This window comes from Streptodolium elevatio (assembly GCF_053592165.1).
This window is the reverse complement of the sequence record NZ_JBSFVE010000006.1, coordinates 77,569-101,005: the sequence shown is the minus strand read 5'-3', so window position 1 is coordinate 101,005 and position 23,437 is coordinate 77,569. Positions and strand designations below refer to the sequence as shown.

16 protein-coding genes, 4 tRNA genes and 1 pseudogene are annotated in these 23,437 nt (G+C 70.8%); 11 read left to right on the top strand and 10 right to left on the bottom strand.

The genetic code is table 11. The features are described from left to right. Window positions 1-82: 82 nt before the first annotated feature. Window positions 83-155: transfer RNA gene (locus ACWD12_RS13815), tRNA-Lys, on the bottom strand. A gap of 269 nt (window positions 156-424) precedes the next feature. On the opposite strand from ACWD12_RS13815, the gene ACWD12_RS13810 reads away from it, so the two are divergent. After that, a complete protein-coding gene (locus tag ACWD12_RS13810; protein ID WP_450099729.1) occupies window positions 425-1,414 on the top strand; it encodes an iron-siderophore ABC transporter substrate-binding protein in 990 nt (329 codons plus the stop codon). A 169-nt stretch (window positions 1,415-1,583) separates the two neighbouring features. Here the strand turns inward: ACWD12_RS13810 and ACWD12_RS13805 are convergent, their stop codons facing one another. Both ACWD12_RS13805 and ACWD12_RS13800 read right to left on the bottom strand, forming a co-directional pair. Beyond that, on the bottom strand, window positions 1,584-2,618 hold the full coding sequence (locus tag ACWD12_RS13805) for a FecCD family ABC transporter permease (protein WP_450099728.1): 1,035 nt from the start codon (window positions 2,616-2,618) through the stop codon (window positions 1,584-1,586). Beyond that, complete coding sequence (locus ACWD12_RS13800; protein WP_450099727.1) at window positions 2,615-3,658, bottom strand: FecCD family ABC transporter permease; 1,044 nt, start codon at window positions 3,656-3,658, stop codon at window positions 2,615-2,617. The genes ACWD12_RS13805 and ACWD12_RS13800 overlap by 4 nt, the downstream gene beginning before the upstream one ends. Window positions 3,659-4,576: 918 nt before the next feature. Here ACWD12_RS13800 and ACWD12_RS13795 point away from each other — a divergent pair. Beyond that, window positions 4,577-6,481 carry a hypothetical protein gene (locus ACWD12_RS13795; RefSeq protein ID WP_450099726.1) on the top strand — a complete coding sequence of 635 codons (1,905 nt, stop codon included), beginning with the start codon at window positions 4,577-4,579 and terminating at the stop codon, window positions 6,479-6,481. A 6-nt stretch (window positions 6,482-6,487) separates the two neighbouring features. Here ACWD12_RS13795 and ACWD12_RS13790 read toward each other — a convergent pair whose 3' ends face one another. Then, complete coding sequence (locus tag ACWD12_RS13790; protein WP_450099725.1) at window positions 6,488-7,048, bottom strand: winged helix-turn-helix transcriptional regulator; 561 nt, start codon at window positions 7,046-7,048, stop codon at window positions 6,488-6,490. Window positions 7,049-7,194: 146 nt separating this feature from the next. Between ACWD12_RS13790 and ACWD12_RS13785 the strand changes: the two genes are divergently transcribed. Further along, complete coding sequence (locus ACWD12_RS13785; RefSeq protein WP_450099724.1) at window positions 7,195-8,100, top strand: thioesterase family protein; 906 nt, start codon at window positions 7,195-7,197, stop codon at window positions 8,098-8,100. A gap of 136 nt (window positions 8,101-8,236) precedes the next feature. On the opposite strand, the gene ACWD12_RS13780 is transcribed toward ACWD12_RS13785, so the two are convergent. The 5 genes from ACWD12_RS13780 to ACWD12_RS13760 all read right to left on the bottom strand — a co-directional run bounded on the left by ACWD12_RS13780 (window position 8,237) and on the right by ACWD12_RS13760 (window position 13,813). Then, window positions 8,237-10,450, bottom strand: a complete 2,214-nt coding sequence (locus ACWD12_RS13780; protein ID WP_450099723.1) for a DEAD/DEAH box helicase — start codon at window positions 10,448-10,450, stop codon at window positions 8,237-8,239. Window positions 10,451-10,763: 313 nt separating this feature from the next. After that, the gene (locus ACWD12_RS13775) at window positions 10,764-12,485 is read right to left on the bottom strand and encodes a hypothetical protein (RefSeq protein ID WP_450099722.1); all 1,722 of its coding nucleotides are present in this window, start codon (window positions 12,483-12,485) and stop codon (window positions 10,764-10,766) included. Window positions 12,486-12,619: 134 nt separating this feature from the next. Continuing rightward, window positions 12,620-12,994 carry a fluoride efflux transporter CrcB gene (gene crcB, locus ACWD12_RS13770; RefSeq protein WP_450099721.1) on the bottom strand — a complete coding sequence of 125 codons (375 nt, stop codon included), beginning with the start codon at window positions 12,992-12,994 and terminating at the stop codon, window positions 12,620-12,622. After that, window positions 12,991-13,479: a fluoride efflux transporter FluC gene (locus ACWD12_RS13765; protein ID WP_450099720.1), complete on the bottom strand. Its 489-nt coding sequence runs from the start codon at window positions 13,477-13,479 to the stop codon at window positions 12,991-12,993. The genes crcB and ACWD12_RS13765 overlap by 4 nt, the downstream gene beginning before the upstream one ends. Next, window positions 13,472-13,813 (bottom strand): metallopeptidase family protein, encoded by a 342-nt coding sequence (locus ACWD12_RS13760; RefSeq protein ID WP_358358938.1) that lies wholly within the window; start codon window positions 13,811-13,813, stop codon window positions 13,472-13,474. Before ACWD12_RS13760 ends, ACWD12_RS13765 begins: the two co-directional genes overlap by 8 nt. A gap of 145 nt (window positions 13,814-13,958) precedes the next feature. Here ACWD12_RS13760 and ACWD12_RS13755 point away from each other — a divergent pair. The 3 genes from ACWD12_RS13755 (at window position 13,959) to ACWD12_RS13745 (ending at window position 14,301) form a co-directional block, all read left to right on the top strand. Continuing rightward, a tRNA-Glu gene (locus ACWD12_RS13755) sits at window positions 13,959-14,031 on the top strand. 83 nt (window positions 14,032-14,114) lie between these two features. Further along, window positions 14,115-14,189, top strand: a tRNA-Asp gene (locus ACWD12_RS13750). 38 nt (window positions 14,190-14,227) lie between these two features. Further along, window positions 14,228-14,301, top strand: a tRNA-Phe gene (locus ACWD12_RS13745). A gap of 4 nt (window positions 14,302-14,305) precedes the next feature. On the opposite strand, the gene ACWD12_RS13740 is transcribed toward ACWD12_RS13745, so the two are convergent. After that, entirely contained in the window at window positions 14,306-16,147 is a 1,842-nt protein-coding gene (locus ACWD12_RS13740) for a tyrosine-type recombinase/integrase (protein ID WP_450099719.1), read from the bottom strand. Window positions 16,148-16,665: 518 nt separating this feature from the next. Here ACWD12_RS13740 and ACWD12_RS13735 point away from each other — a divergent pair. The 5 genes and pseudogenes from ACWD12_RS13735 to ACWD12_RS13715 all read left to right on the top strand — a co-directional run. Continuing rightward, a pseudogene (locus ACWD12_RS13735) lies at window positions 16,666-16,845 on the top strand (hypothetical protein); the annotation flags it as partial. 511 nt (window positions 16,846-17,356) lie between these two features. Continuing rightward, on the top strand, window positions 17,357-19,009 hold the full coding sequence (locus ACWD12_RS13730) for a hypothetical protein (RefSeq protein ID WP_450099718.1): 1,653 nt from the start codon (window positions 17,357-17,359) through the stop codon (window positions 19,007-19,009). A gap of 192 nt (window positions 19,010-19,201) precedes the next feature. Beyond that, complete coding sequence (locus ACWD12_RS13725; RefSeq protein ID WP_450099717.1) at window positions 19,202-20,185, top strand: DUF2637 domain-containing protein; 984 nt, start codon at window positions 19,202-19,204, stop codon at window positions 20,183-20,185. A gap of 531 nt (window positions 20,186-20,716) precedes the next feature. After that, window positions 20,717-21,628, top strand: a complete 912-nt coding sequence (mobC, locus tag ACWD12_RS13720; protein ID WP_450099716.1) for a plasmid mobilization relaxosome protein MobC — start codon at window positions 20,717-20,719, stop codon at window positions 21,626-21,628. 4 nt (window positions 21,629-21,632) lie between these two features. Then, complete coding sequence (locus tag ACWD12_RS13715) at window positions 21,633-23,384, top strand: relaxase/mobilization nuclease domain-containing protein (RefSeq protein WP_450099714.1); 1,752 nt, start codon at window positions 21,633-21,635, stop codon at window positions 23,382-23,384. Window positions 23,385-23,437 lie beyond the last annotated feature (53 nt).

The window sequence follows — 23,437 nt, the reverse complement described above, 5'->3', positions numbered from 1 at the left end:
TGTGAGATGGGTGCTGATCGGATGGCGCACATGTAAATAACAGACGCCCAGGTCAGTGGCCTGATCTGGGCGCTTGCTCGGGTGGGCCGCCAGGGGATCGAACCCTGAACCCGCGGATTAAAAGTCCGCTGCTCTGCCGATTGAGCTAGCGGCCCTGGTGGGCGGTGGCGCGGAGCCGGGATTGCCCATCGGCAGAGTACCGGTATCGCCGCGAACGCGCTTCGAGTATCCGGGGGTGCCGCGCGTGGTGGCCCGTCGGAGGGGCTAGTGGATCTTCCATGGGAGGGTGAGGTTAGGTTAGCTTTGCCTAAATTTTCTGGGGTGGGCCGGGTTCCGGGATGCCCCCGTCGTGAAAGGGGCGGTCGTGCCCACAGGTTCCTCCATAGGTCGGCCGAGACTTGCCAGACGCCTGGCGTCCGTGGCGGTGGCCGTTGCCGCAGTGCTCACGTTGTCGTCGTGCGGAGGGGGCGACGACGACAAGCCGGAGGCGAAGCCCGGTGCCGACAATGCGGCCGCGTCGGCCGGCGTCTTCCCGGTGACCGTCGAGCACAAGTACGGCAGCACCGAGGTCAAGGAGGCGCCGAAGAAGATCGTCACCCTTGGCCTTTCGGACCACGACACGGTGCTCGCGCTCGGTGCCAAGCCGGTCGGGGCTATCGAGTGGTTCAAGGAGAAGCCGTACGGCAAGTGGCCGTGGGCCAAGGACCTGTGGGGTACGACGCCGCCGCAGATCGTCGGTGAGCGTGACGAGTACAACATGGAGAAGATCCTCGAACTGGATCCCGACCTGATCATCGCCGTCTACTCGGGGATGAAGCAGGAGCAGTACGACACGCTCAGCAAGATCGCCCCCGTCGTCGCACAGCCCAAGGGGCACGAGGACTACGCCGCGCCCTGGCAGGTCATGACGCGCCAGATCGGCAAGGCGCTCGGCAAGGCGACCGAGACGGACACGCTGATCACCGGCATCGAGACGCGCTTCAAGACGGTGCGCGAGCAGCACCCCGAGTTCGCGGCGCAGACGCTGATCGTCGCGGACAGCTTCGAGGCCGGGAAGTACGCGGCGTTCACGAAGACCGATCCGAAGGCGATCTTCTTCAACGAGATGGGCTTCAAGCTCGCGCCGCGCATCGACGAGAACGCGCAGAAGGGGGCGAACGTCGCCGAGTTCAGCGCGGAGAAGCTCGACCTCCTCGACGCGGACCGCCTGGTGTGGGTGACCTCCAGTACGTCGGCCAACGACCGGATCAAGGCCGAGCCGCTGTACGCGAAGCTGAAGGTGGCGCAGGAGAAGCGCGACCTGTTCATCCCGTACGAGAACCCGGACATCGGTGCGGCGTTCTCGTTCAACACGGTTCTGTCGATCCCCTACGCGATCGACCAGGTCGTGCCGCTCATGACGGCGAAGAGCTGATCGCGCGGTAGCAGGGGTACCGGATAGCAGGGGGCACCCGACAGCAGGGTCACGGAACGTTTCGCCGGATGTCCTGGCCGCGGTGTTCGCACCCGCGGCCAGGGCATCCGGCGTTTCGGCGCATCGGGCGACGCGCATCCGACGGCCTCGCGCGGTCGGAACGTGGGCGTCAGGCGCGGTTCTTGCGGGTCTCGGTGACCAGCAGCCACATGAGGTAGAGGCCGCCGATCGTGCCCGTCGCCACGCCGACCGGGACGATCGACGGTTCGAAGATGCGCTGCACCGCGAGGTCGCTCGTGGTGAGCAGGACCGCGCCCATCAGTGCCGCGGTGACCAGGCCGGGCCCGCTGGGCCGCGCGAGGCGGCGGGCGAGCTGCGGCGCGGCGAGGGCGATGAACCAGATCGGCCCGGTCATCGCGGTGGCGACCGCGGCCAACGCGACGCTCACGGTCAGCAGCACCAGGCGGGCGCGGCGGGCGTCGACGCCGAGGGCGCCCGCGGTGTCGTCCCCCATTTCGAGCATGGAGAGTTTGCGCGCGTACGCCAGCCCGGTGGGCATGAGGACGGCGCAGGCGAACGCGATCGCGCGTACCTGGTCCCAGTTCTGGTGGCCCAGCGTCCCGATGAGCCAGCTCTGCGCCTCCAGCGCGTCCTGGAGTCGCGCCCGGGTGATGAGGTACGAGTTGAGCGCCAGCAGCATCGCGCTGACCCCGATCCCGATCACGACGAGGCGGAACCCGGGCGCGCCACCGGTGTACGCCAGCAGGTAGATGGCAATCGCCGTCACCAGCCCGCCGATCAGCGCACCGATCGCCGTCTCGGTCATGCTCCCCTGGAGCACGATGATGACGATCAGCGCGCCCGTCGCGGAGCCGTTGGTGAAGCCGATCACGTCCGGGCTGCCGAGCGAATTGCCGGACAGGCTCTGCAGGATCGCACCGCTCACCGCGAGCGCCGCGCCGACCAGGACAGCGGTGAGGAGACGTGGCAGGCGCAGCGTGTTGACCACGAAGTCGGCCTTCGTGCTGCCCTGTCCGACCAGTGCGCGCAGTACGTCCGGCACGGTCAGCTCGAACTCGCCGGTGGTGAGGGTGATGCCCATCACCACGACCAGGATCACGGCGAGCAGAATGGCCACGACGGCGGGGCGGGTCTCGACGCGCAGCGAAATGCGTCCGCCGGGCGTGCGGATGACGGCGCTCACAGCATGACCAACTTCCGGCGCCGGCACAGCGCGATGAACAGCGGGCCGCCGAGGATCGCGGTGACGATGCCCACCTGGATCTCCGACGGAGAGGCGAGCACCCGGCCGAGGACGTCCGCGCCGACCAGCAGGGTGGGCGCCAGCACGACCGAGTACGCCAGCACCCACCGCTGGTCGGGGCCGACGATGAAGCGCGCCATGTGCGGGACGGCGAGTCCGACGAACCCGATCGGTCCCGCCGCCGCGGTGGCCGCACCGCACAGCAGGATCACCGCTATTGCGCTGAGCACGCGCGTACGCCCGATGTGCACGCCGAGCCCGCGGCCGACCTCGTCGCCGAGGGCCATCGCGTTCAGGGACCGGGTGAGCAGCAGCGCCATCAGGCCGCCGACCGAGATGAACGGCAGGACGGTCAGCACCACCTCGATGTTGCGTCCCGCCAGCGATCCGACCGTCCAGAAGCGGAACTCGTCGAAGGCGCGCGGGCGGAGGACGAGTACGCCGGTATCGAACGCGTACAGCACCGCGGTCATCGCGGCTCCGGCCACCACCAGGCGCTCGGGTGTCGCCGCCCCGCGCCCCGACGACCCGAGGATGTAGACGGCGGCCGAGGCGAGTGCGGCGCCTGCGAGGGCGAACCACACGTAGCCGAGCAGGGATCCGATGCCGACGAAGGTGATCGCCACGACCACGCCGGTCGCGGCGCCGAGGCTGACGCCGAGCAGCCCGGGGTCGGCGAGCGGGTTGCGGGTGAGCGCCTGCATCAGCGCGCCGGACAGGCCGAGCGCGGCGCCGACGACGAGGCCGAGCAGCGTACGGGGGATGCGGTAGTCGTGGATCACCACGGCCGCCTTGGAGCCGTCGTTGTGCCAGAGCAGCTCCCACGTCGTGGTGAAGGAGATGCCGCGGGTGCCGACCCAGATGCTGACCAGGCAGAGGAGGGCCAGGGCGGCGACGGCCACGGCCAGGCCCGTCCCGAGTCGCGCTTTGCCCGCGCGTGCCGCCGAGCCCGTACGTATTGCCGACACGTCGGCGGACAACTGTGGCCTCCCGCTGGTGACTTGGGCGCGAGGCCACGCGAGCGTGCTGGGCGGCGGTGATCGCGCCGCAGAATATTAGGTGAGGCTAACCAAAATTGCCGATCACGGTCAATGCCCGTCGGGGGCCGTCCGGAGCGTGTCAGGGTCCCGTCGGGACCCGTACGCGGGATCTCGCCGCCCAAGGCCGGGCCGCAGAAGCCGGCCGCAGAAGGGCGGGTGCACAAGGCGGGTGCACACGGCGCCTACGCAAGTCGCGCCCACCGGGCGGGCGCAATAGTCGCGTACGCGACCCGGTGCGTGCACCCGAATCCCCTCCGGAGCACTCCCGAATCGCGCCCACATCGCGCCTGATGCGCCCCCGCGGAGCCCGGCTTCCCGGCGCCGGTGGCGCGATCGCCACTGTGGGTGGTTGGCCGATCGTCCCGCCCGTCCCGGGAGTTCCGGCAGAGGCGTCCGACAGGCCTGCGGAATTCCGCGCCGCACCACCGCCTTTCGTGACTCCTTGTACGGCCGCCGCATTGGCCGCGACGGTAAGCGACGGGAATATCCCGGGGAAAAGCGGACAGATGCCGAGCTCCGCGTTGGACGCCGGGTGATCTTCCTGACGGTCCGTTAGTACCCGGGGCCGCACAGCTGAGTTGGCTCACCGGCCGGGCGAGGGAATTTGTCTCCATAGCGAGAACCGATGTTGCGTTACTTTCAGTAATATGCGCATTTTTGAATGATCTTGTTTTATACGCGCTATTGTTCCGACTGGTGTTCTTTGGCACGTCGGATTCCTTCTCAGACTTCGGATACGTCGGGGGACAAGGATCGATGGCGAGCAGACAACGGCGTCATGGGCAGGGGGGCTCGCGAGGGCACCGCCGGGTCAATCCGGTAAACCCGCGCGACCTCCCGCACCAACCACCTGCCGGAGTGCCCTGGTCCGCGGATCAGCCCGCGACCGCGCGTACCGGACGGCAGCAGTCGTACGCGGCACCGCCGTCCGCGGCACCGCCCGCGGCGTACCAGGCCCCGCAGCACTTACCGCCGTCCCGGGTCGACCGCAGGCGGCGGGCGCGCGGCCCGGGGCCCGGCGGCCAGCGGCGCGGCGGGCGGCGCGGACGCGGCCCGCTGTTCGCCGTGATCACTTTTCTCGTGCTCTTCGCCGTGGCTACCGCCTACGTGCTGATCTACCACCGGCCGGACCAGAACAAGTCGCCGGAGAATGCCGCCGCGGCCAATGCCTGCGCGCAACAGCCGAAGCCCGTGAAGGTGGTCACCGCACCGGAGTTCGCGCCGGTTGCCGCGGACGTCGCGAAACGCGTCAACGACTCGCGGGGATGCGCCTCGGTGGAGGTGACGGGACGTTCCGCCGCCGAGCTTCTGGGTGCGTTGCGCACGGGTGCCGAGCAGCCCCCCGATTTGTGGATAGCCGATTCGTCCATGCGCCTCCAGGAAGCCGCGGCGGCATTGGGCGACCGGAATCCTTATCCGCTCACCGGAGCTCCCGTCGCCTTCACTCCGCTCGTCGTGGCCGCCCCCGAGCAGGTCGCGGTACAGCAGAAGTGGCTGGAGCGCCCGCCGGATTGGCTGACGCTGCTCAACCGCATCGACGACCGGACGCTGCCGAAGTTCACGGTCAGCAATACCCGGACGACGGAAGGACTGCTCGGCGTCGTCGCGGTGAGTGCGGCGATGGCCCGCGCGAATGCCGATCCGACCGTCGCGGCGATGAAGACGTTCGCATTCCGGAGCAACATCAGCGACGCCGAGACGCCGGCCGCGACCCTGTTGTCCACCTCGTCCCGGATGCCCAACGGCCAGCAGGCGCTTGCCGACGTGGGCGCGTTCGTGGTGACCGAGCAGGCCCTGTGGGCGTACGACAACGCGCGCCCTGCGGTGCCGTACGTGCCCCTCTACCCGTCGGGCACCCTCGTGCAGGCCGACTACCCGGCCGTGCTGTCGCAGGCGGCCGCCGCGGACAAGCAGGTGGCGGAGCGGGCGAACGAGGTTCTGGGGATGCTGCGTTCGCCCGAGGGCGTGAAGGCGGTGACCGAGGCCGGGTTCCGGGGCCCCGAGCAGCAGCCGCCGGTGAGCGTGCTGCCCAACGTCAAGTTCGCGCCCCCCACGCCGATGGCCGCGCCGCAACAGGGCGACCTGACGCAGGTGGTCAAGATGGTGCAGGCCTGGGCGGACTACAAGCCGATGCCGTTCCGGGTGCTCATCCTTGTGGACGGCTCCGGCTCCATGAACGAGCCGGTGCAGGGCAAGGGCGGCAAGACCAAGGCCGACATCATGCGCGCGTCGAGTGTCGAGACGACGCAGTTGCTCGGCAAGACGACCGAGGTCGGCGTACGCGACTTCGCGGTCTCGCCCACGCAGAAGGGGCCATGGGTCGAGCGCGTGCCGCTCGGCGCGTTGGAGGCCAAGGTCGGCGACCTGTCGCGCAAGGAGGTCGTGGTCAAGACGCTGACCGGCTTCCAGGCCCAGAACGGGGCCGGGACGCCGCTCTACCGGACCGTCCTCGACGCGGTCGCGGACGCGCAGAAGCAGTACAACGCCGCCGCGTTCAACCAGATCTTCCTGCTGACGGACGGCAAGGACGAGGACACGCCGTTCACCATGTCGAAGCAGGCGTTCCTGACCCAGCTCCAGAAGCTCCAGAATCCGCAGAAGCCGCTGCCGATCTTCGCTGTCGGGTACGGGGCCAACGCCGATATGGCCACACTCAACGACATCGCCAAGGCGACCGGCGGGCTCGCGGTGCCGTCGCTCGACCCGGTGGACCTGATCAAGGCGATCGCCCAGATCCTGGTGTTCGTACGCCCGACAGGGTGACGGCGGTCAGGGGGAGTCGGCAGCCGCCGCGGCCGGCTCCCCTTCCGCTGCCGGTACGCCCGCCGCGGCGCGCGTACGGAAGCGTCCCGACGCCACCGCCAGGTCGGCGATGTCCGTCGGCAGACCGGGCCCGGCGAGCGCCTCCATGTCCTCGATGCGCAGCGCATCCCCGCACTTCGCGCAGGCCACGACCGCCTGCGTCTCGTGCCCGCAGGTGCGGTGCCGCAGCACGACCGGCGCGCCGGAGTCGTCCGAGAGCCATGTGTCGCCCCAGGCGATGATGGCGGCGAGGACGGGGAAGAAGTCGCGTCCTTTGGTGGTCAGCACGTACTCGTGCCGCAACGGCCGGTCCTGGTACGGCACGCGGTCCATGAGGCCCTCGTCCACCAGCCTGTTGAGCCGTTGCGCGAGCACGTTGCGGCCGATCCCGAGATGACGCTGGAACTCCTCGAAGCGGCGCACACCGAACACGGCCTCGCGGAGCACGAGGGGCGTCCACCAGTCACCGAGCAGGTCGACCGCGCGGGCGATCGAACACGGCCAGGCGCCGAACGGGGTCCTCTTCATGACCGGAACAGTAGTGCCCGACCACGTCCCTACCCGTCGGTAACCTATGCCTGCTAGTGTCAGTTTCACTAGTGAACTGAGCAGGTCGGTGCCTACGGAACGGTTGCGAGCCGCGGCCTTGGCACTTCGGCGAGGAGGCGATGGTTGTGGCAGGTTTCGCGACCGCGACCGCGGTGGCCCCGGCGGCGGGCACCGCGACGACGGAGGCGGACGATCCCCTCGGGACCGCCGGTGGCGCGTACACCGTGGACCTGGACCCGGTCTGGACGATCGGCGGCAAGCCCAACGGCGGCTACCTGCTGGCCGCGATGGGCCGCGCGGCACTGGCGGAGGCCGCCGCGTCCGGTGCCGGGCACGTCCATCCGCTGACCGCGAGCGCGAGCTATGTCGGTGCCCCGGAACCGGGGAAGGCCGAGGTGCACGTCGAACTGCTGCGCGTCGGGCGTACCGTCACCCAGGCACACGCGCGCCTCGTGCAGAACGGGCGCATTTGCATCGAAGCCGCCTTCACACTCGGCACGCTCGCCGAGGACACCGAGCCCTGGTGGGGCGTCAACCCGCCGGCCCCGCTGCCCGCGCGCGAACACCTGATGCGCATTCCCGCACACGAGCCCACCAGCGGCATGTCACTGCCGATCATGGACGAGGTCGTGCTCGAACTCGACCCGGCCGGCCTCGGGTTCGCGGTCGGCGCACCGGGCGGCACGGGCGAGTTCAGCGGCCTCGTGCACTTCGCCGACGGGCACCCGGCCGACCCGCTCTCGCTGCTCTTCATCGCGGACGTCCTGCCGCCGGTCACCATGGACCTCGGCGCGATGGGCTGGATGCCGACGCTGCAACTGACCGTGTACGTGCGGGCCGTGCCCGCCGCCGGGCCGCTGACGGTACGCCACCACGCCCGCCTGATCGAGGCCGGGCTCATGGACGAGGTCTGCGAGATCTGGGACGCGCGCGGGCGGTTGGTCGCACAGTCGACACAGCTCGCCGCCGCGCGTCTGCCGGACAGCGGGCCTGCGGGGCGTGCCGTGCAGGAGGCGGCGGCGGACCGCTGAGCCTCGGGCGTACCCCGGACCGGCGCAGGGCCGCGCCAACACGTGACGGCAATGCCGAAGGGCCGCACCCGGATCACTCCGGGTGCGGCCCTTCGGCATTGTCAGCTCAGCTCATGCCCGACGGGGGTAGGTCGGGTCAGCTCTTCCAACGGGGCTTGCGGTCGCCCTCACGGCGCGGCGGGCCGTCGTGCCGGTCGTGGCGCGGGCGCTCGTAGGGGCGGTCGCCGTAGGACGGGCGGTCGCCGTAGGAGGGGCGGTCGCCGTACGAGGGACGCTCGCCACGCGGACGGTCGTTGTACGGGCGGTCCGAGTACGGGCGGTCGCCGCGCGGACGGTCGCCGTACGAGGGGCGGTCGGCCCGGTCCGTACGCGGACCGCGGTGCGCACCGCTGTCGTGCCGGTCGCGGAAGCCGCCGGCGGAACGGGCGCCGTCGCGGACGCCGTTGTCACGACGCGGGCCGCCACCGTACGAACGGTCGCCGTAGGACGGCCGGTCGTCGCGGCGCGGGCCGCGGTCGCCGCCGCGGTCGCTCCGGTCGTAGGAGGGGCGGTCGCCCCGGTTGTCGCCGCGGTTGTCGCCACGGTCGAACGAACGGTCGCCGCGCGGACGGTCGTCGCGGCGCGGACGGTCGCCGTAGGAGCGCTCGCCGCCCCGGTCCCCGCGGTCGTACGAACGCTCGCCGCGGTCCCCGCGGTCGCCCCGGTCGTAGGAGCGCTCGGCGCGCGGCGGGCGGGACTTCTCCTCGCTCTCCTGGCGCTTTGCGGCTTCGGCCAGTTCGGCGGCCTTGCGGCGCAGTTCGGCGGCCTTCGCCTTGAGCTCGATGATGCGTCCGGCGAGCCGCTCGGCCTCTTCCTCGGCGGCCACCGCCGCGTCGGCGACCGACTGCGCCTTGACCTCGGACAGCGTGCGCGCACCGGTGACGCGGCGCATCTCCGGGTCGCTGCTGCCGCTCACGCGCAGGCGCTCAGGCTCGACGCCCGCCTGCTCCATGAGGCGGTCGACGCTGCGGCGCTGGTGCGGGAGGGCCAGCGTGACGACGGCACCTGCCTCGCCGGCGCGTGCCGTACGGCCCGCGCGGTGCAGGTAGTCCTTCGGGTCGCCCGCCGGGTCGACGTGCAGGACCAGGTCGATGCCGTCCACGTGGATGCCGCGCGCGGCGACGTCCGTGCAGACCAGGACGGGCGTCTGCCCCTCCTTGAACTCGGCCAGGGTGCGGGTGCGCGCGCCCTGCGTCATGCCGCCGTGCAGCGCCTCGGCGCGTACCCCGGCCTCGCGCAGCTGCGCGGCGACGCGGTCGGCGCCGAACTTGGTGCGTACGAAGATCATCGTGCGACCGCGGCGCGCCGCGATGGCGGCCGTGACGTACACCTTGTCCTTCGGCTGAACCGTGAGGACGTGGTGGGTCATGGTGGTGACCGACGACGCGTGCGGGTCGACCGAGTGCGTGACCGGGTCGGTCAGGTAGCGCTTGACGATCGCGTCGACGCCGTTGTCCAGCGTCGCGGAGAACAACATGCGCTGGCCACCGGCCGGAACCAGGTCGAGGAGTGCGGAGACCTCGGGCAGGAAGCCCATGTCGGCCATCTGGTCGGCCTCGTCCAGGACCGCGATCCTGATCGAGTCGAGCGAGCACGCGCCGCGGTCGACGAGGTCCTGGAGACGGCCCGGGGTGGCGACGAGGATCTCGACGCCGCGTTCGAGGGCCATGATCTGACGGGGCATCGACATGCCGCCGCAGACGACCTTCATGCGCAGGTCGAGGACGCGGCCGTACGGCTCCAGCGCGTCGTGCACCTGCATCGCCAGCTCGCGGGTCGGCACCAGCACGAGCGCCAGCGGGCGCTTCGCACGGGCCTTTTGGCCGCGCAGGCGGGTCAGCGTCGGGAGGCCGAAGCCGAGGGTCTTGCCGGAGCCGGTACGCCCGCGGCCGAGGATGTCGCGGCCGGCGAGGGCGTCGGGCAGCGTCGCGGCCTGGATCGGGAACGCGTGGCGCACGCCACGGCGGTCGAGGGCCTCGACGAGGACGTCGGCGATGCCGAGTTCGGCGAAGGTCGGGCCGGGGGCCTCGGTCTCCTCGTCGGCCTCGGGCTCGGGGCCGGCCTCGTTCTCGACGCCTGCTTCGGCGCCGGTCTCGGCACTCTCGTCAGCAGCAGCAGCAGCAGCAGCGGCGTCGGAGTCGTCGGCGGCCTTGTCGTCTTCGACCGGGTCGGCGGCCTTGTCGGCCTCGACGGTCTCGACGACCTCGGTCGCGCTCAGGACCGCGGTGTCGGCGTCGGTGACGGTGTCGACGGCCGTCTCGGTGACGGCCGCGGTGACGGTCTCGTCGGTGATGTCGGCGTCCACGGGCATGGGCGTGACAGAGTCATGGGACAGCGGGGGCATGCAGAACCTTCCGAATACGGCACGTCGGAGGTCCGCAGCCCGGAACCGGTCGCAATTGCCGCGACCTTCTGCTGAGCACCTGAACGAGCCTGTGAGACGCCGCGCTTTCTAGCCGGCGTCTGGAGATGAACACGAGTCGATCTACCAGCCTACAGGACGTCTTCGCCCCGATTGGCCTAAAGCACCGCCGGGACGGTGCCCGCACCTGGTCCGAACCCGGTCTGACCTGGTCTTTGTCTAATCCGGACGATCGCGTTCCGGATCGTACGGGCCCGAACGGTCACCGGGCGCGCAAGTACTCCACCCGGACTCCGGCGTCCTCACGGACCACGATGAGCCTGGGACGGTCCCAGGCCCACTTGTCGGGCAGCAGGAACAGCCGCCCTTCGGCACGTCGGAGCAGGCGGAGCCCCGCGTACCGGAACCGGTACGGGGACTCCCGACCGGTCAGTGCCTCGGCCGTGACGCCCTGTTCGGCCGCCACTCGCAGGTCCTGGGCCGAGTACACGACGACCGCCGTGCGCGTCGGCAGCGACTTGACCGTGCGCAGTGCGGCCGCCTGGCCGTCCGCCTGGGCGTACGCCCCGAGCGTCCAGAACAGGCACAGCACCACCGCTGCCGATGTGAGTACCACCGACAACGACCAGGGGCGCACGCCCATTCCCGTCGCGCGCCGGTGAGTGCCGAGTTGGCGTGAGAGCAGGACGCCGTACGCCGACACCAGCACACCCACCGTCAGCGCGCAGGGCAGGAGCAGCGGCCAGAACAGCGGCCACTTGCCGGGCCACTTGAAGACGGCGGTCCACGTCGCCGCCGGGACCGCGAACCACGCGCAGCGCAGGATCCAGGAGAGACGGGCGGCGGCGCGGCGGTGTCGGCGCAGGCGTACCAGCACGTGGGGGTGCAGCATGCGCGCGGCGAGCAGGACGCCGACCACGGCCAGGATCGGGTGGTAGAGCGTGTCGACGCTGCGCAGCAGGTATTCGCGCGTCGTGTAGCCGAGCACGTCGGCGTCGAAGCCGAGGAAGTCGGCCATCGCGGCGCTCCGGGCCCAGCCGAAGTAGTAGAGCAAGGCGGTGAGGGCCAGGGCGGGCGCGCCCAGCAGGACGGCGACCTCGAAGGGGCTTCTGGCGGGGCGCACTTCGCTGTCGTTGACGAGGTCGAACGCGAGGTGTTCGGCGGCGGAGCCTTCGCCTGCGGTGTGCCGTCCTCGGCGCAACTCCAGTTGTCCGGAGCCGGGTTCGGCCTGCACGGCGGTGACGGGGGACACCACGCCCGGCTCCGGGGCGGTGGGCTCGACGATGAAGCCCGGGTACGCGTACGAGTATGCGCTCACCTGCGGGATCGGCTCCTGGTACGCCGCGTACGACAGGTACTCGGCGCTCCCCGCGGCGGACGTGGGGCCGGAGTTCCGCCACGGGTCCTCCGCTGTGCCGTACTCGCGGTCCTCCCGGCCGAGCCGACCTCCCACCGCCTCCTCGGGCTCTTCGGACTCTTCGGGCTCTTCGGGTCCCTCGGGTTCGTCGGCGTCCTCGGGCTCGCCCGGCCGCTCCGCCTCGACCGCCCAGCCGTGCGATGCCGGGGCGGCCTGCTCGACCCGGCCCGCGATCACCTCCGGCCCCTCGGGCCTGGTCCGCGTGGGGCGACCGGGGCGTACTCGCACCGTCGTCTCGTCGTCCGTGTCGGGGTCCGCAGCAGCCAGGGGGCCTACATCCCGGGGGCCTGCATTCCGGGGCTCCGCATTTCGTCGGCCGGCATCCCGGGGGTCCGGTTCGCCGGGCAGCACGCGCCGCGCCCCGCGCGCCCGCGGTACGGCCGCCTCGACCATGTGCTCGGGCCCGAGTTCCGGCGCCGATTCCTCTGACGCCTCGTCATCATCCGTGTCCCCGAACTCTGTCCACGTGCCCACGCGCAGCGGGGGCTCCGCGCGGACGGCGCCTCTCGGCCCCCGCGGAAACGCCGGTTCCTCGAAGTCCCGTGCCCGTCCGGCGTCGTCGCCCATGGTCGCCCCTCCACGCCCGAATCCGTGTCAGGATCCTTGGCGGGGCCGGGGGGCCCGAATCCTCCGGCCACGCGGCATCACCCGTACGGGTGAGCGCAGTCGCATGCACGCCGACGGCGCGAGATCCGGCGGCCTCACGCCCACCACACGTCGGCCAACGCCGCCCCCGCGAACGCCGCGCCGATGCCCGCCGCCAGACTCACCGCGACATTCGCCGCCGCCTGGACGCGGTGCCCGGTCTCGGCCAGCCGCATGGTCTCGTACGAAAACGTCGAGTACGTCGTCAACGCCCCGCACAACCCCGTCCCGACCAGCAGCGCCAGATCCGACGACGCCGCCCCCGCCGCCACCGCGCCGGTCAACGCGCCCAGCACCAGGCTCCCGGCCACGTTCACCGCCACCGTCCCCCACGGGAACACCGTCCCGTGCCGGGCCTGCACCACCCGGTCGGTCAGATACCGCAGCGGCGCACCCACCGCGGCGCCGACGACCACGAGCACCCAGTTCACGCCGCCGCCTTCCGCGTGACGACCGTCGCGCCCCACACGCACACCACCGCACACACCACGGTGGCCGCGAGGTACGCGACGCCCACCCCGGCGCGCCCGTGCTCCGAGAGCCGACGGATGTCGACGGCGTACGTCGAGAACGTGGTGAACCCGCCCAGGATCCCGGTGCCCGCGAACGGGCGTACGAGCCGGTGGGCGGTCCGCACCTCCGTGGCGAGCACCATGAACACGCCCATCAGGGCGCACCCGACGGCGTTGACCGCGAAGGTCGTCCACGGGAACGCGGTCTCCGGCGTCGGCCAGATCAGGGCCGCCCCGTACCTCGCCGCCGCACCGAGGGCCCCGCCCAGCGAGACCACCGCGAGCACGCGCCAGTCCCACAGCGACGGCGCCGCGGCCGGCCGGAAGTCCACATCAGGGTCGACCGCCTCCGGACCCACCGCCTCCGGACCCACCGCCTCGCCCGGCCGCGCCGGCTCACCCATACCCGAGCTCGTGCAGGCGCTCGTCGTCGATCCCGAAGTGGTGGGCCACCTCGTGCACCACCGTGACCTCGACCTCCTCGACGACGTGCTCGTACGTCTCGCAGATCCGGAGCGTCGGGTTCCGGTAGATCGTGATGCGGTCCGGCAACACCCCCGCGTACCAGTCGCCGCGCTCGGTGAGCGGGATCCCCTCGTACAACCCCAGCAGCTCCGGCCCGGCCGGATCGGGGTCGTCCTCGACGAAGATCGCGACGTTGTCCATCAGCGTCGTCAGCTCGGGCGGGATGCGGTCCAGAGCCTCGGCGACCAGCTCTTCGAACTCCTCACGCGACATTTCCAGCACGCCCCCATTCTGCGCGCCGCCACCCCCTCCGGGGCCGGATGCTCCCCCTGCCGTTAACCGTTTTGCTCATCCGGCCGAGCACCCCGTATAGTTCTGACCGTCCCCGACGGCAACAAGACGCCGGACCGGCCACCCAGCCCCCATCGTCTAGTGGCCTAGGACGTCGCCCTTTCAAGGCGGTAGCACGGGTTCGAATCCCGTTGGGGGCACGCACAAAGCCGCACGGCCAGTACGGTAGAGTGAAGCAACACCGAGCAGGGCAGGAACAACCCGGCTCGACAACTCAATGCAAGGTCCTGTGGAGCAGTTTGGAGTGCTCGTCACCCTGTCAAGGTGAAGGCCGCGGGTTCAAATCCCGTCAGGACCGCTGGAAGATCCGCCGCGAGGCGGATTTCTCCACTCCCAGGCCAGGTAGCTCAGTTGGTACGAGCGTCCGACTGAAAATCGGAAGGTCGGCGGTTCGACCCCGCCCCTGGCCACAGCTCAGAAACTCGAAGTACCTCCGCTGACCTGCGGATTGGCCCCGAAGTCGATCACATTCGACTGCGGGGCTTCTTTGTTGTTCGGGGCTGGTGTGCCCGTGGTGTGCCCGGCCGTCGTGGTGCGCCCGCGAGGCACAAGCCGAGCGGCGGCCTCGGCGGCAGCTCGCGCGACCTCGGGAAGCACGCTCGTATACGTGTCGGCGGTCAGCACGATCGTCGCGTGACCGAGTGTGTCCTGCACCACCTTCATGTCCGCGCCGCCGGCGAGCATCAGTGTCGCGGCACCGTGACGCAGGTCATGCAGCCGGATCGGCGGGAGCCCTGAGTCCTCGACGAGCTTCTCGAAGCGTTCCGAGACCCAGCCCGGGTGGAGCCACGAGCCGTCCTCCTTGGCGAAGAGGCGGCCGGTGTCCTGCCAGGCATCGCCCCACTGGAGACGCTCTTTTGCCTGCCGGGCGAGGCGCGAGCGGCAGACCGAGACGCTCTCCGCGTCGAGGGCGATCGTCCGGATGCCCCTGTCGCTCTTCGGATCGCTCTCTACGACCGTCCAGCCGTCGACGATGAGCTGCTTGGCGACGGACAGCGTTCTCGCATCCAGGTCGAGGTCGCCCTTGCGGATGCCGCAGGCCTCGCCGCGTCGCAGGCCGCGGAAGGCGATCAGGTGCCAGAGCGCGTACAGCCGGTCCTCGGCGACGAAGTCGAGGAACTGGCCGGTTTGTTCAGGCGTCCAGACCATGACCGGCGACGGCTGTTCGCCGGTCGCCCGCCAACGTTCGACGTGGGCGGCCGTCCACAGCACCGGCTTCGGGCGCTTGGCCGGGTCCATCTCGACATGGGCCGCCGGGTTGAAGGTGATGATCTGCTGGGCGATCGCCGCGTTCAGCGCCCCCCGTAGCGTCGCGCGGATGCGCTGACGGGTCGTCGGATTCACCACCCGCTCGAACGGCGGCAACGCGTCGATGCGCGCTTTGAGCGCCTTGCGGCGTGCCCTGGGGTCCGCCCCCTTCCACGGGATTTGCTCCAACTCGGCGACGGCCTGCCGGCGCAGGAGGTTGTTGGCGACGATCTCCTCGTTGCGGTCGGCGATGTCCTGGAACATCTCGGAGAGGTGTTTGACGCGCAGGCGGTCGAGCCGGATGTGGCCGATCCGCGGCTTGAGGTGCTTGCGGATGTCGATCGCGTAGTTGTTGACCGTCGAGGCTGATCCCTTCTTGCCCGCGATCCACTCGTCCAGCCACTCGCCGACCGTGCTGCGCCGCGTGACGTCTGCACCGGACCGGAAGCGCCGCGTCGTCTCCTCCAGGTCCGGCAACTCCGAGCCCTCGGAGGAGATGCGGTCGAGCAAGTCACCGATCGCGCGGCGGCCTTCCTCATCGTCCGCGTCGGGAATGGCCAGCAGAGCGCGGACGTGGTCCAGCACGGCCTGCGCCTTGGGTCCGGTCTTGAAGCCCTGCCGGCGGAACTGGCGACGGTTGCCTTCCGCGTCGGCCGGCAGCTCCTGGCGGACCGCCCAACGGCCGTGGCCCCGCTGCCCGAGCTTCGGGCAGGCGGAGCCGTATTTCTGGCCGGTCTCCGGATTGCGGCAGCCGCAGCGACGCGCAGTGGAACCCTTCATATGCAGCCTTTCAGGAGAGCGAGCGAATGGAGGGAAAGGGAGCGCGAAGCGCCGCCCCGTACATCGCGTCGTAGTTAGTAGCATCGTTTTCGCGACCCGGCAAATTTCTCTGGATTTCTCGGGATTGTGCGGGCCGCACGCGGACCAGGCAGCATTTCCCGGCATTGTGAGAATGGGCGCTTGGCCGTGCAGTTTCGCCGCGAGCCGGACGCAGGCAACCGCCGCCAAGCCTGCCGCCCTGGCGCCGGCGCTCCGTGCCGCGTTGCCGGACGAACCCCCTCAGCTGGCCCGCAGCTTGGCTGTCGCATGCACCGCCGGGCCACGAGTCGCGCATGCGCAGGTTGTAGCGCAACGTGCGGTGCGGCATGGCTCCGTGCATAGGCCGATCCAGCAAAAGGCTGACGGGTCAATTTCTGGGACCGCCTAAAACGGCCGTCAAGTTTTTCGCGCGATCCAGGATGTGATTGTCGTCACGTCGAAATAGCGAAACCTTTTCGGGTCCTCGCGCGATTAATCCGGTGGATCGGTTTCCGGTGCCACAGGGTTCGGTTGCCTTTCCAGCGCCGAGTCGCTCTTGCCCCTGTTCCCTGCCTTCGGAGATGCGCTTGACTATCCGCTCCGCCGGCTTGTCCGGCACCCACCCCGCCGCCCAGCCGGGCGCCCACTCGACTGCTCGACCCGATGACCGTGCTGCGGCCCGCCCAACTGCAGCTGCCGCCTCACCCGTCAGCCCGACGAGGGCCGGCATGTCGTGGGAGGAACTGCTGTCGTTGCCGACCGTGGTGACGCTGGACATCGCGAACCGGGCGTTCGGGCTGTCTCGTAGCAAAGGCTACGAACTCGCGAAACTCGGCGATTATCCGTGCCGGGTGCTGCGCGTGGGCCGCGCCTACCGGGTGGTGACCGCGGACATGCTCCGCATTCTGAGCGCGTCCGACACCCCATCAGCTGCGGACGGCGACGTGACCGTACCCGCATCCCTACGTTCTGTGGGCAGCCCCCGACCGGGGCTTCGCGCCGCCTGATGCTGTGTCAGCACCCTTCACCAGACGGTCCGTTGGACTTGTGCGAGGGGTGCTCGTAGTGTCCGGGTCGCCGCGTCACCAAGGCGCGGCGACCCCTCCGACATGCGAAAACCCCCGGCGCTAGAACGCCGGGGGTCGCACACACCTGCGTGGCCTACGCCCTTGGAAGCTCACGGCCACGGGATCAGGAGATCGGCATGCATCCTATGCCGCCCCATCTCGGCGGTACAGCCCCGCAGTCCGCCGGCGCCGAGCTGCCAGTCCGTGCATCCGCGCACCTGCCTGCACCGTCGGCAGACGGGCCCGACGATGCCGCGTACGTTCGCGTGCGAACGACCGATAGCGGTGCGCGGACACCCGTCACCTACACCGCCGTTCGTGCCCGCGCCGACCGGAGAGCGGCGGTGGCCCGGTGACCCAGGCGCCCGAGGTCCGGCGCGGCGGCAACCTCCCGTTCGGGATGGTCGCCTCGCGGTGGATGTGCGACCCGCGCTACTCGGCGAACGCCAGGACGTTGTACGCGATCCTGGTCTCCTACGCCGACACCCAAGGCCGCGACACCGGCCAGGCGAAGCCATTCCGCAAGGAACTCGCCGCCCAACTCGGCGTACACCTGTCCACGCTCGACCGCACCATCGACGAACTGGAGGCCGCCGGCCTCATCGCTGTCGAACGTCGCGGCAGGATCGACCGCGCGGGCGTCAACGACGCGAACCTGTACCACCTCAACGACGCGGGCGTGATGTGGCAGGGCAACGGCACTTGGATCGACCCACTGCCGCCGGGAAAGGCCGCCGCCGAGGTCGTCAAGGAACGCACCGAGAAGCGCCGCCGTGCCAAGCGAGAGGCCGGGATCATCCGCAAGGGCGGCGTGGCCAAAGGCGTCAACACCCGTGCTGGCCATGCCGCGTCCAGCAGCGCCGAGAACCATTCCGACGCGTACGTCCAGAGCGGCACCGTTGTCGGCATCGCAGGCGGTCAAACCGAGCGTCCGGTTACCGAGTTCAGCGAGGGGGGTAGCAGCATCCACGCTGCCACCTCGAGCCTCGCCGCAACCTCACACGGGACAGGGGGTCGCAGCACCCATGCTGCTACGGGTGGCAGCACCTATGCTGCGGGGGTGGCAGCACGGGTGCTGCCCTTTATTAAGAACCCTGTCCAGAACCCTTCTCCAGACGCGCCTTCGGCGCGTAGCGCCGCTGACGCCCGAAGGGCATCTCACCTGAGTAACGGCCCCGGACGCGGAGGCGGCGATGCCGCGCCCGACGCCGGCAAGCCGACGGAGACCCGCAGATTCCGAACCCTGCTGTTGCCGGACGACGTCGCCTACGTCATCGCCGCCTACCCCGCCGACCTTGCCCATGCCGTCGAGGACGCCGCGGGCCACCGAGCACCGCGCGGTCTGGTAGCCGCCGTCACAGCCCAACTCGCTGAGCGCACCCCCGAGCAGCTCGCGGAACGCGTCGCGCGTCGATGGCATACCCACGGCCACGCCGCCAGCCATGAGAACGAAACCCTGGTACGGCCGGTCGGCGTCGCGATCGCCCTGGTCCGAGCTGGGGAGTGTGGCAACGCCCGATGCGAGGACGGGCTCGACCTCGACACCGGGGCGGCGTGCCGAGCCTGCGCGGAACGTCGCGTCGATCGCAAGGCGAGCAGGAAGGCCACTGCTCGCCGCGCCGACCGAGCGGACACTCCTGCGGCGGGAAGCGACGTCGGGGCTGCCGTCGAGGCGCTGCCCGCGCCTCGGCACGGTGCGAACAGCTCATGCCCTGGCTGCGGCTTCCCGGGCACCGACGGCAAGCACTGCGCCGCCTGTTCGACCCGCGACGTGGCATACCCCGACGACGCGGTGCCGAGACCGGGCGACCGCCGCCTGCGACCCGAAACCGCCACGCGCACCCCTGCCCGCTCTGAACAGCGCCGCTGCACCCGATGCCACACCCGCACCGGACGCGACCGCTGGGGAGGCCTCTGCGGCCCGTGCCGGGCCACCTCCAACCCAGTCCCGGCCCCAGCCCGGACAGCTGGCCCGAGCCGGTCCGTCATCGGCACGACCGCCTGACCTCACGAAACTCCCGGCCGCGCAGCGGTATTCGGATCCGCTGCCCCACGTTCCAGACGTTCCTCCACAGGCAGCGTCGACGTCCCGGTCGACCCCGCCCATCCGTCCCAGGAGCCTGCTGTGCACCCCACCGTCCCGATACCCGCACCGCCGCCGGATACGAAAACGGTCGACAGCGACGCGGCTGCCCCCGTGACCCGACTTGCCAGCCTCTGGGACCGGGCCGCGGTCGGCGGTCTTGCGGTGGCTGGGTTCGTGCTGTCCTACGACGCGTTGCGGCAGATGGCCGCCGCAGCGCATGTGCGGCCGGTGCTGACCTGGCTGTTCCCGCTGATCGTGGACGGGTTCATCGCGTACGGCGTGCGCGCCTTGCTGCTCATGCGCCGGGCGAGGCCGGCGGCCCGCGCGTACGTGTGGCTCCTCCTGGCGGTCGCGACCGGGGCGAGCATCTGGGCCAACGTCCTGCATGCGGTCCGCCTCAACCAGCAGGTGTTCACGCACGGGCCAGTCACTAACAGAGACGGTGGTGCGGGGCTGCAACTCGGCGACGGCGTCGTCGGCGTCCTGTCCGCCGTCGCCCCGCTCGCGCTGGCTGGTGCCGTTCACCTGCACACCCTCATCCACCACCCCGGCGACATCCCGGACGCGGACACGCCACACCCAAACCGGAACCTGTCCGCGGTGGACATCGACGCGACCACCGACGCCGCGGACCGCGCGCCCGCGTGGTCGACGGAATCCGGAGAGCCGGGTCGGCTTTCGGTGGAGGCGGGCCTGCCCGTTGACCAGAAAACCGGTCAGGTGCCTTCGCCCCCGACCGCGGTGACCGGACAGGAGTCCTCCGAGGACGTCGGTCACGGAGTCCGGCCGGCCAGTCCGGCGGACGCCGAGGCGCCGACGCCACGTCCGGACGCCTACCTGCCGCAAGCCGTCCTGGTGACTGCGGACCCCGCGTCCGCACGTCGAGGGCGGCGTCCGACGGCGGACGATGCGGTCCTGCTCGGCATCGCCCGCGCGGTCGAAGCGGGGACCGGACGCCTGAGTCGCGCCGCGGTCAGGGACGCGATCTCCGCCCAGGGTCTGGCCGTCGGGAACGACCGCCTCACTGTGCTCATGCGGCAGCTCCGCGCTGAAGCTCCGCCACGCACGAAGCCGCTTGACCGAGCCACGACCTGATGCGAACGGCCTCCACAGCCTGTGGACGCACCCGACAAGTCGCGTCATCAGTTTCTGCCGTAGCGACCGACGCCGTCTCAACCCCTGCCGAGGAAGCCTGTGCCCGAACCCTCCATCTCGCCCGACCAGCCCGACAGCGCCCATCGCACGCCCGCCGAGCCTGATCGCCCCGTATCGGCTGGTGCGCGCCACAACGACCCGAGTGCGGATGCGGCTGCCGCTCGGGCAGCAGCTGCCCGCCAGACCCCCGTCCGCGCCCGCGTAGGCACCGTGAACAGCCGTGCTGTGCCTGTGAGTTGGGATGCCCCGGGCGGAGCAAGCTGGAGCGTTCCCCCCTCTCTGAGAGGGGGGAACGCGCTTGGCCCCGCCCCGGGGGTGGCGGTGGGCGACGCGGGCCGGAGGTCCCGCCGGAAGGGGATCGCAGCCGAGCGCGGCCACGACCAGGGGGAGGCAGACGATCGCACAGACACCGTCCACGCTGATACCGAACGCACCGACAACGCTGCTGCCGATGTGCCAGTGAAGCCTGGCGTGCCTCCGCGCCCTGCGCGTATCAACCAGTTGCGCGTGGGCGTGGCTCGCGACGCCAAGGTCAATCCCCGGTTCAGTCCGTCCGAGTTGGCCGTGGTGGATGAGGCGATCGCGGTGACCGGTCAGTCGCGGTCCTTGCTCCTGGCGAGTGCGGCCGAAGCGCTGGCGGATGCCGATCTTGCGGATCCGGACGGCACCCGCGCGCGTGTTCGGCCTGGGTTGCGGCGTCCGCCGGCGGAGGCCAAACGCGAGATCGCAGTCCCGGCGCAGTTCACCGCGGACGGCAAGCGACGGGTCTTGGAGGCAGCCGCGCTGTCCGGACGGACGCCTACTTGGTACGTCGCGGACGCCGGACTCCGCGCCGCTGACCACATCCTGCGGACCGCACGCACCGCCGACGCCGGGTCCGCCGAGTCAGCGTTGTTGCCGTCCGCCGGACCGGAACCCGGTCAACCGATCGCGCCGGACGCGGACCCCGCCTTCTCCACCGCCATTCCGGTGTCCGTCCGGGCGTCCGCTGGTGAGGCGTTCGCCTCCGGTATCGCGGACGCCGTTGATCGCGTCCGGGACGCGGTGGTCTTCGCCGGTCTGGCGTCCGCGTCCGGCACCGGCACGGATCTGCGCCGCCGCCTGGTCGAGGCGGTCGAGCGCCTGTCGTTCCAGTTGCGGAAGGTCGGGGTGAACCTCAACCAGGTCGCCCACGCGGTCAACACCGCCGGCACCGCCGAGCACGCCGACCAGGTCCTCGGCCGCGTCGACGCCACAGCTGCGCTCGTCCACGACGTGCTGACCGGAATCCTCGACCACGACGGTGCCTGCACCGCGTGCGGGCACCGCGGCCGCCCCGCCGTCCGTCGCACCCCTCCGTCCGCCGCGAACCGCATCGGCACGGCCGCCCGCACAGGGGCGTGACACGTTGGTCCCCGACATCTCCACCGGGTCGCGTACCCGCGGTCTGCTCGCCTACCTCTACGGTCCTGGGCGCCGCGACGAGCACGAGGACCCGCACATCGTCGCCGCGTGGGACCTGACCGGCGCCCCCGACCCCGGCCGCGATCCCGGCGCCACCCTCACCGAGCTGGCCGAGCGCCTCGACCTGCACGCGAAGCTGCGCGCCGCCGAACTCGGACGCATGCCTCAACGGCACGTGTGGCACTGCCCCGTGCGCACCGCGCCGGGCGACCGGTACCTCACCGACGACGAATGGGCCCAGGTCGCACGCCGCATCGTCCACGCGACCGGCATAGCCTCCGACGACGACCCGCTCGGCTGCCGCTGGATCGCGGTGCGGCACGCCGACGACCACATCCACATCGTCGCCACCACCGTCCGCGTCGACGGCCGCCGCCCGCGCAGCAACGGCGACGGCCGCAAAGCCCAAGCCGAATGCCGCCGCATCGAACGCGACTTCGGGCTACGCCGACTCAACTCCGGGGACTTCACCGCCCCCCAGCGCCCCACCAGCGCCGAACAAGCCAAAGCCGCACGCCAAGCCAAACCCGTCACCGACCGCGAGTGGCTGCGCGACCAGGTCGCCGACGCCGTCGCCGCGGCACGCGACGAAGCCGAGTTCGTCTCCACCCTCCGCGCCCTCGGCATCCGGTTCCGCTACCGCACCGCGCCGTCCGGCGACCACACCGGCTACAGCGTCGCCGTCCCCGAAACCGCCGACAACACCGACCAGCAAGCCATCTGGTACGGCGGCGCCAAACTCGCCAAAGACCTCTCCCTCAGCCGGATCCGCGAACGCCTCGCCGCCCAGAACCACGACCCCACAACCGAAACGGATCTGGTCGGTAACGGCGAGCACCCCTGGCGCCGCGCACACCGCCACCTATACGACACCCGCAACCTGCTCACCGCAGACATCACCACCACCGCAAACGGCAGCAGCGAAGGGGAGGGGGCCCGCGACCGTGGTGCTGAAGCGCAGGCACACATCGCGGCGTTCGGCGAACTGCTCTATGCCACCGCCCGCACCGCACCACCCCACTACCAGGCCGAACTACGCGCGGCAGCAGCCGTGTTCCACCGAGCCACCCGCAGCGCCAGACGCGCGCACCACCAAGCCGCAGCAGTGCTGCGCGACATCGCCAAGGACGTCGCCCGCATCGGATCCGACCGCCCCGGTGACCCCTTCCTCGGCCTGGTCGGACTCCTCGTCGACATCGCCGTCCTCGCCGTGCTGTGGCACCGCAAACGCCGGCACCTCCAGCAAGCCGCCGCAGCCCAGGCCGCCATCCAGCACCTGACCGCCGCCCGCGACCACGCCCGCGCCGACGCTGGTGCCCGCCTCGCGAACACCACCATCCGCCCGATCACTTCCACCGCGAACGCGCGCCTGATCCAGGCCGTCCACGACGCGCTCCCCGAACACGCGGACACGATCACCCGCGACCGGCACTGGCCCCTCCTCGCGCACGCCCTCGCCGTCGCTGAAACCGCCGGCCACAACCCCGCCGTCCTCCTCGCCGACACCGCCGCCCGCCGAGAACTGCACACCGCCACCCACCCCGCCAAAACCCTCTACTGGCGCATCACCCAACACCCCGCACCCCCCGACCACGGCGCCTCGAGCACTACCGGCGTACGCCGCCGACGCCCCACCACGATCACCACGTTGCCGAGTCCCACACCACCGGCACCGCCCACGGGCCCACGTCGCTGACAGCTCAGGTGATCCACGTTCAGTTTCTGAACATCCCCGGCGTTCAGAAACTG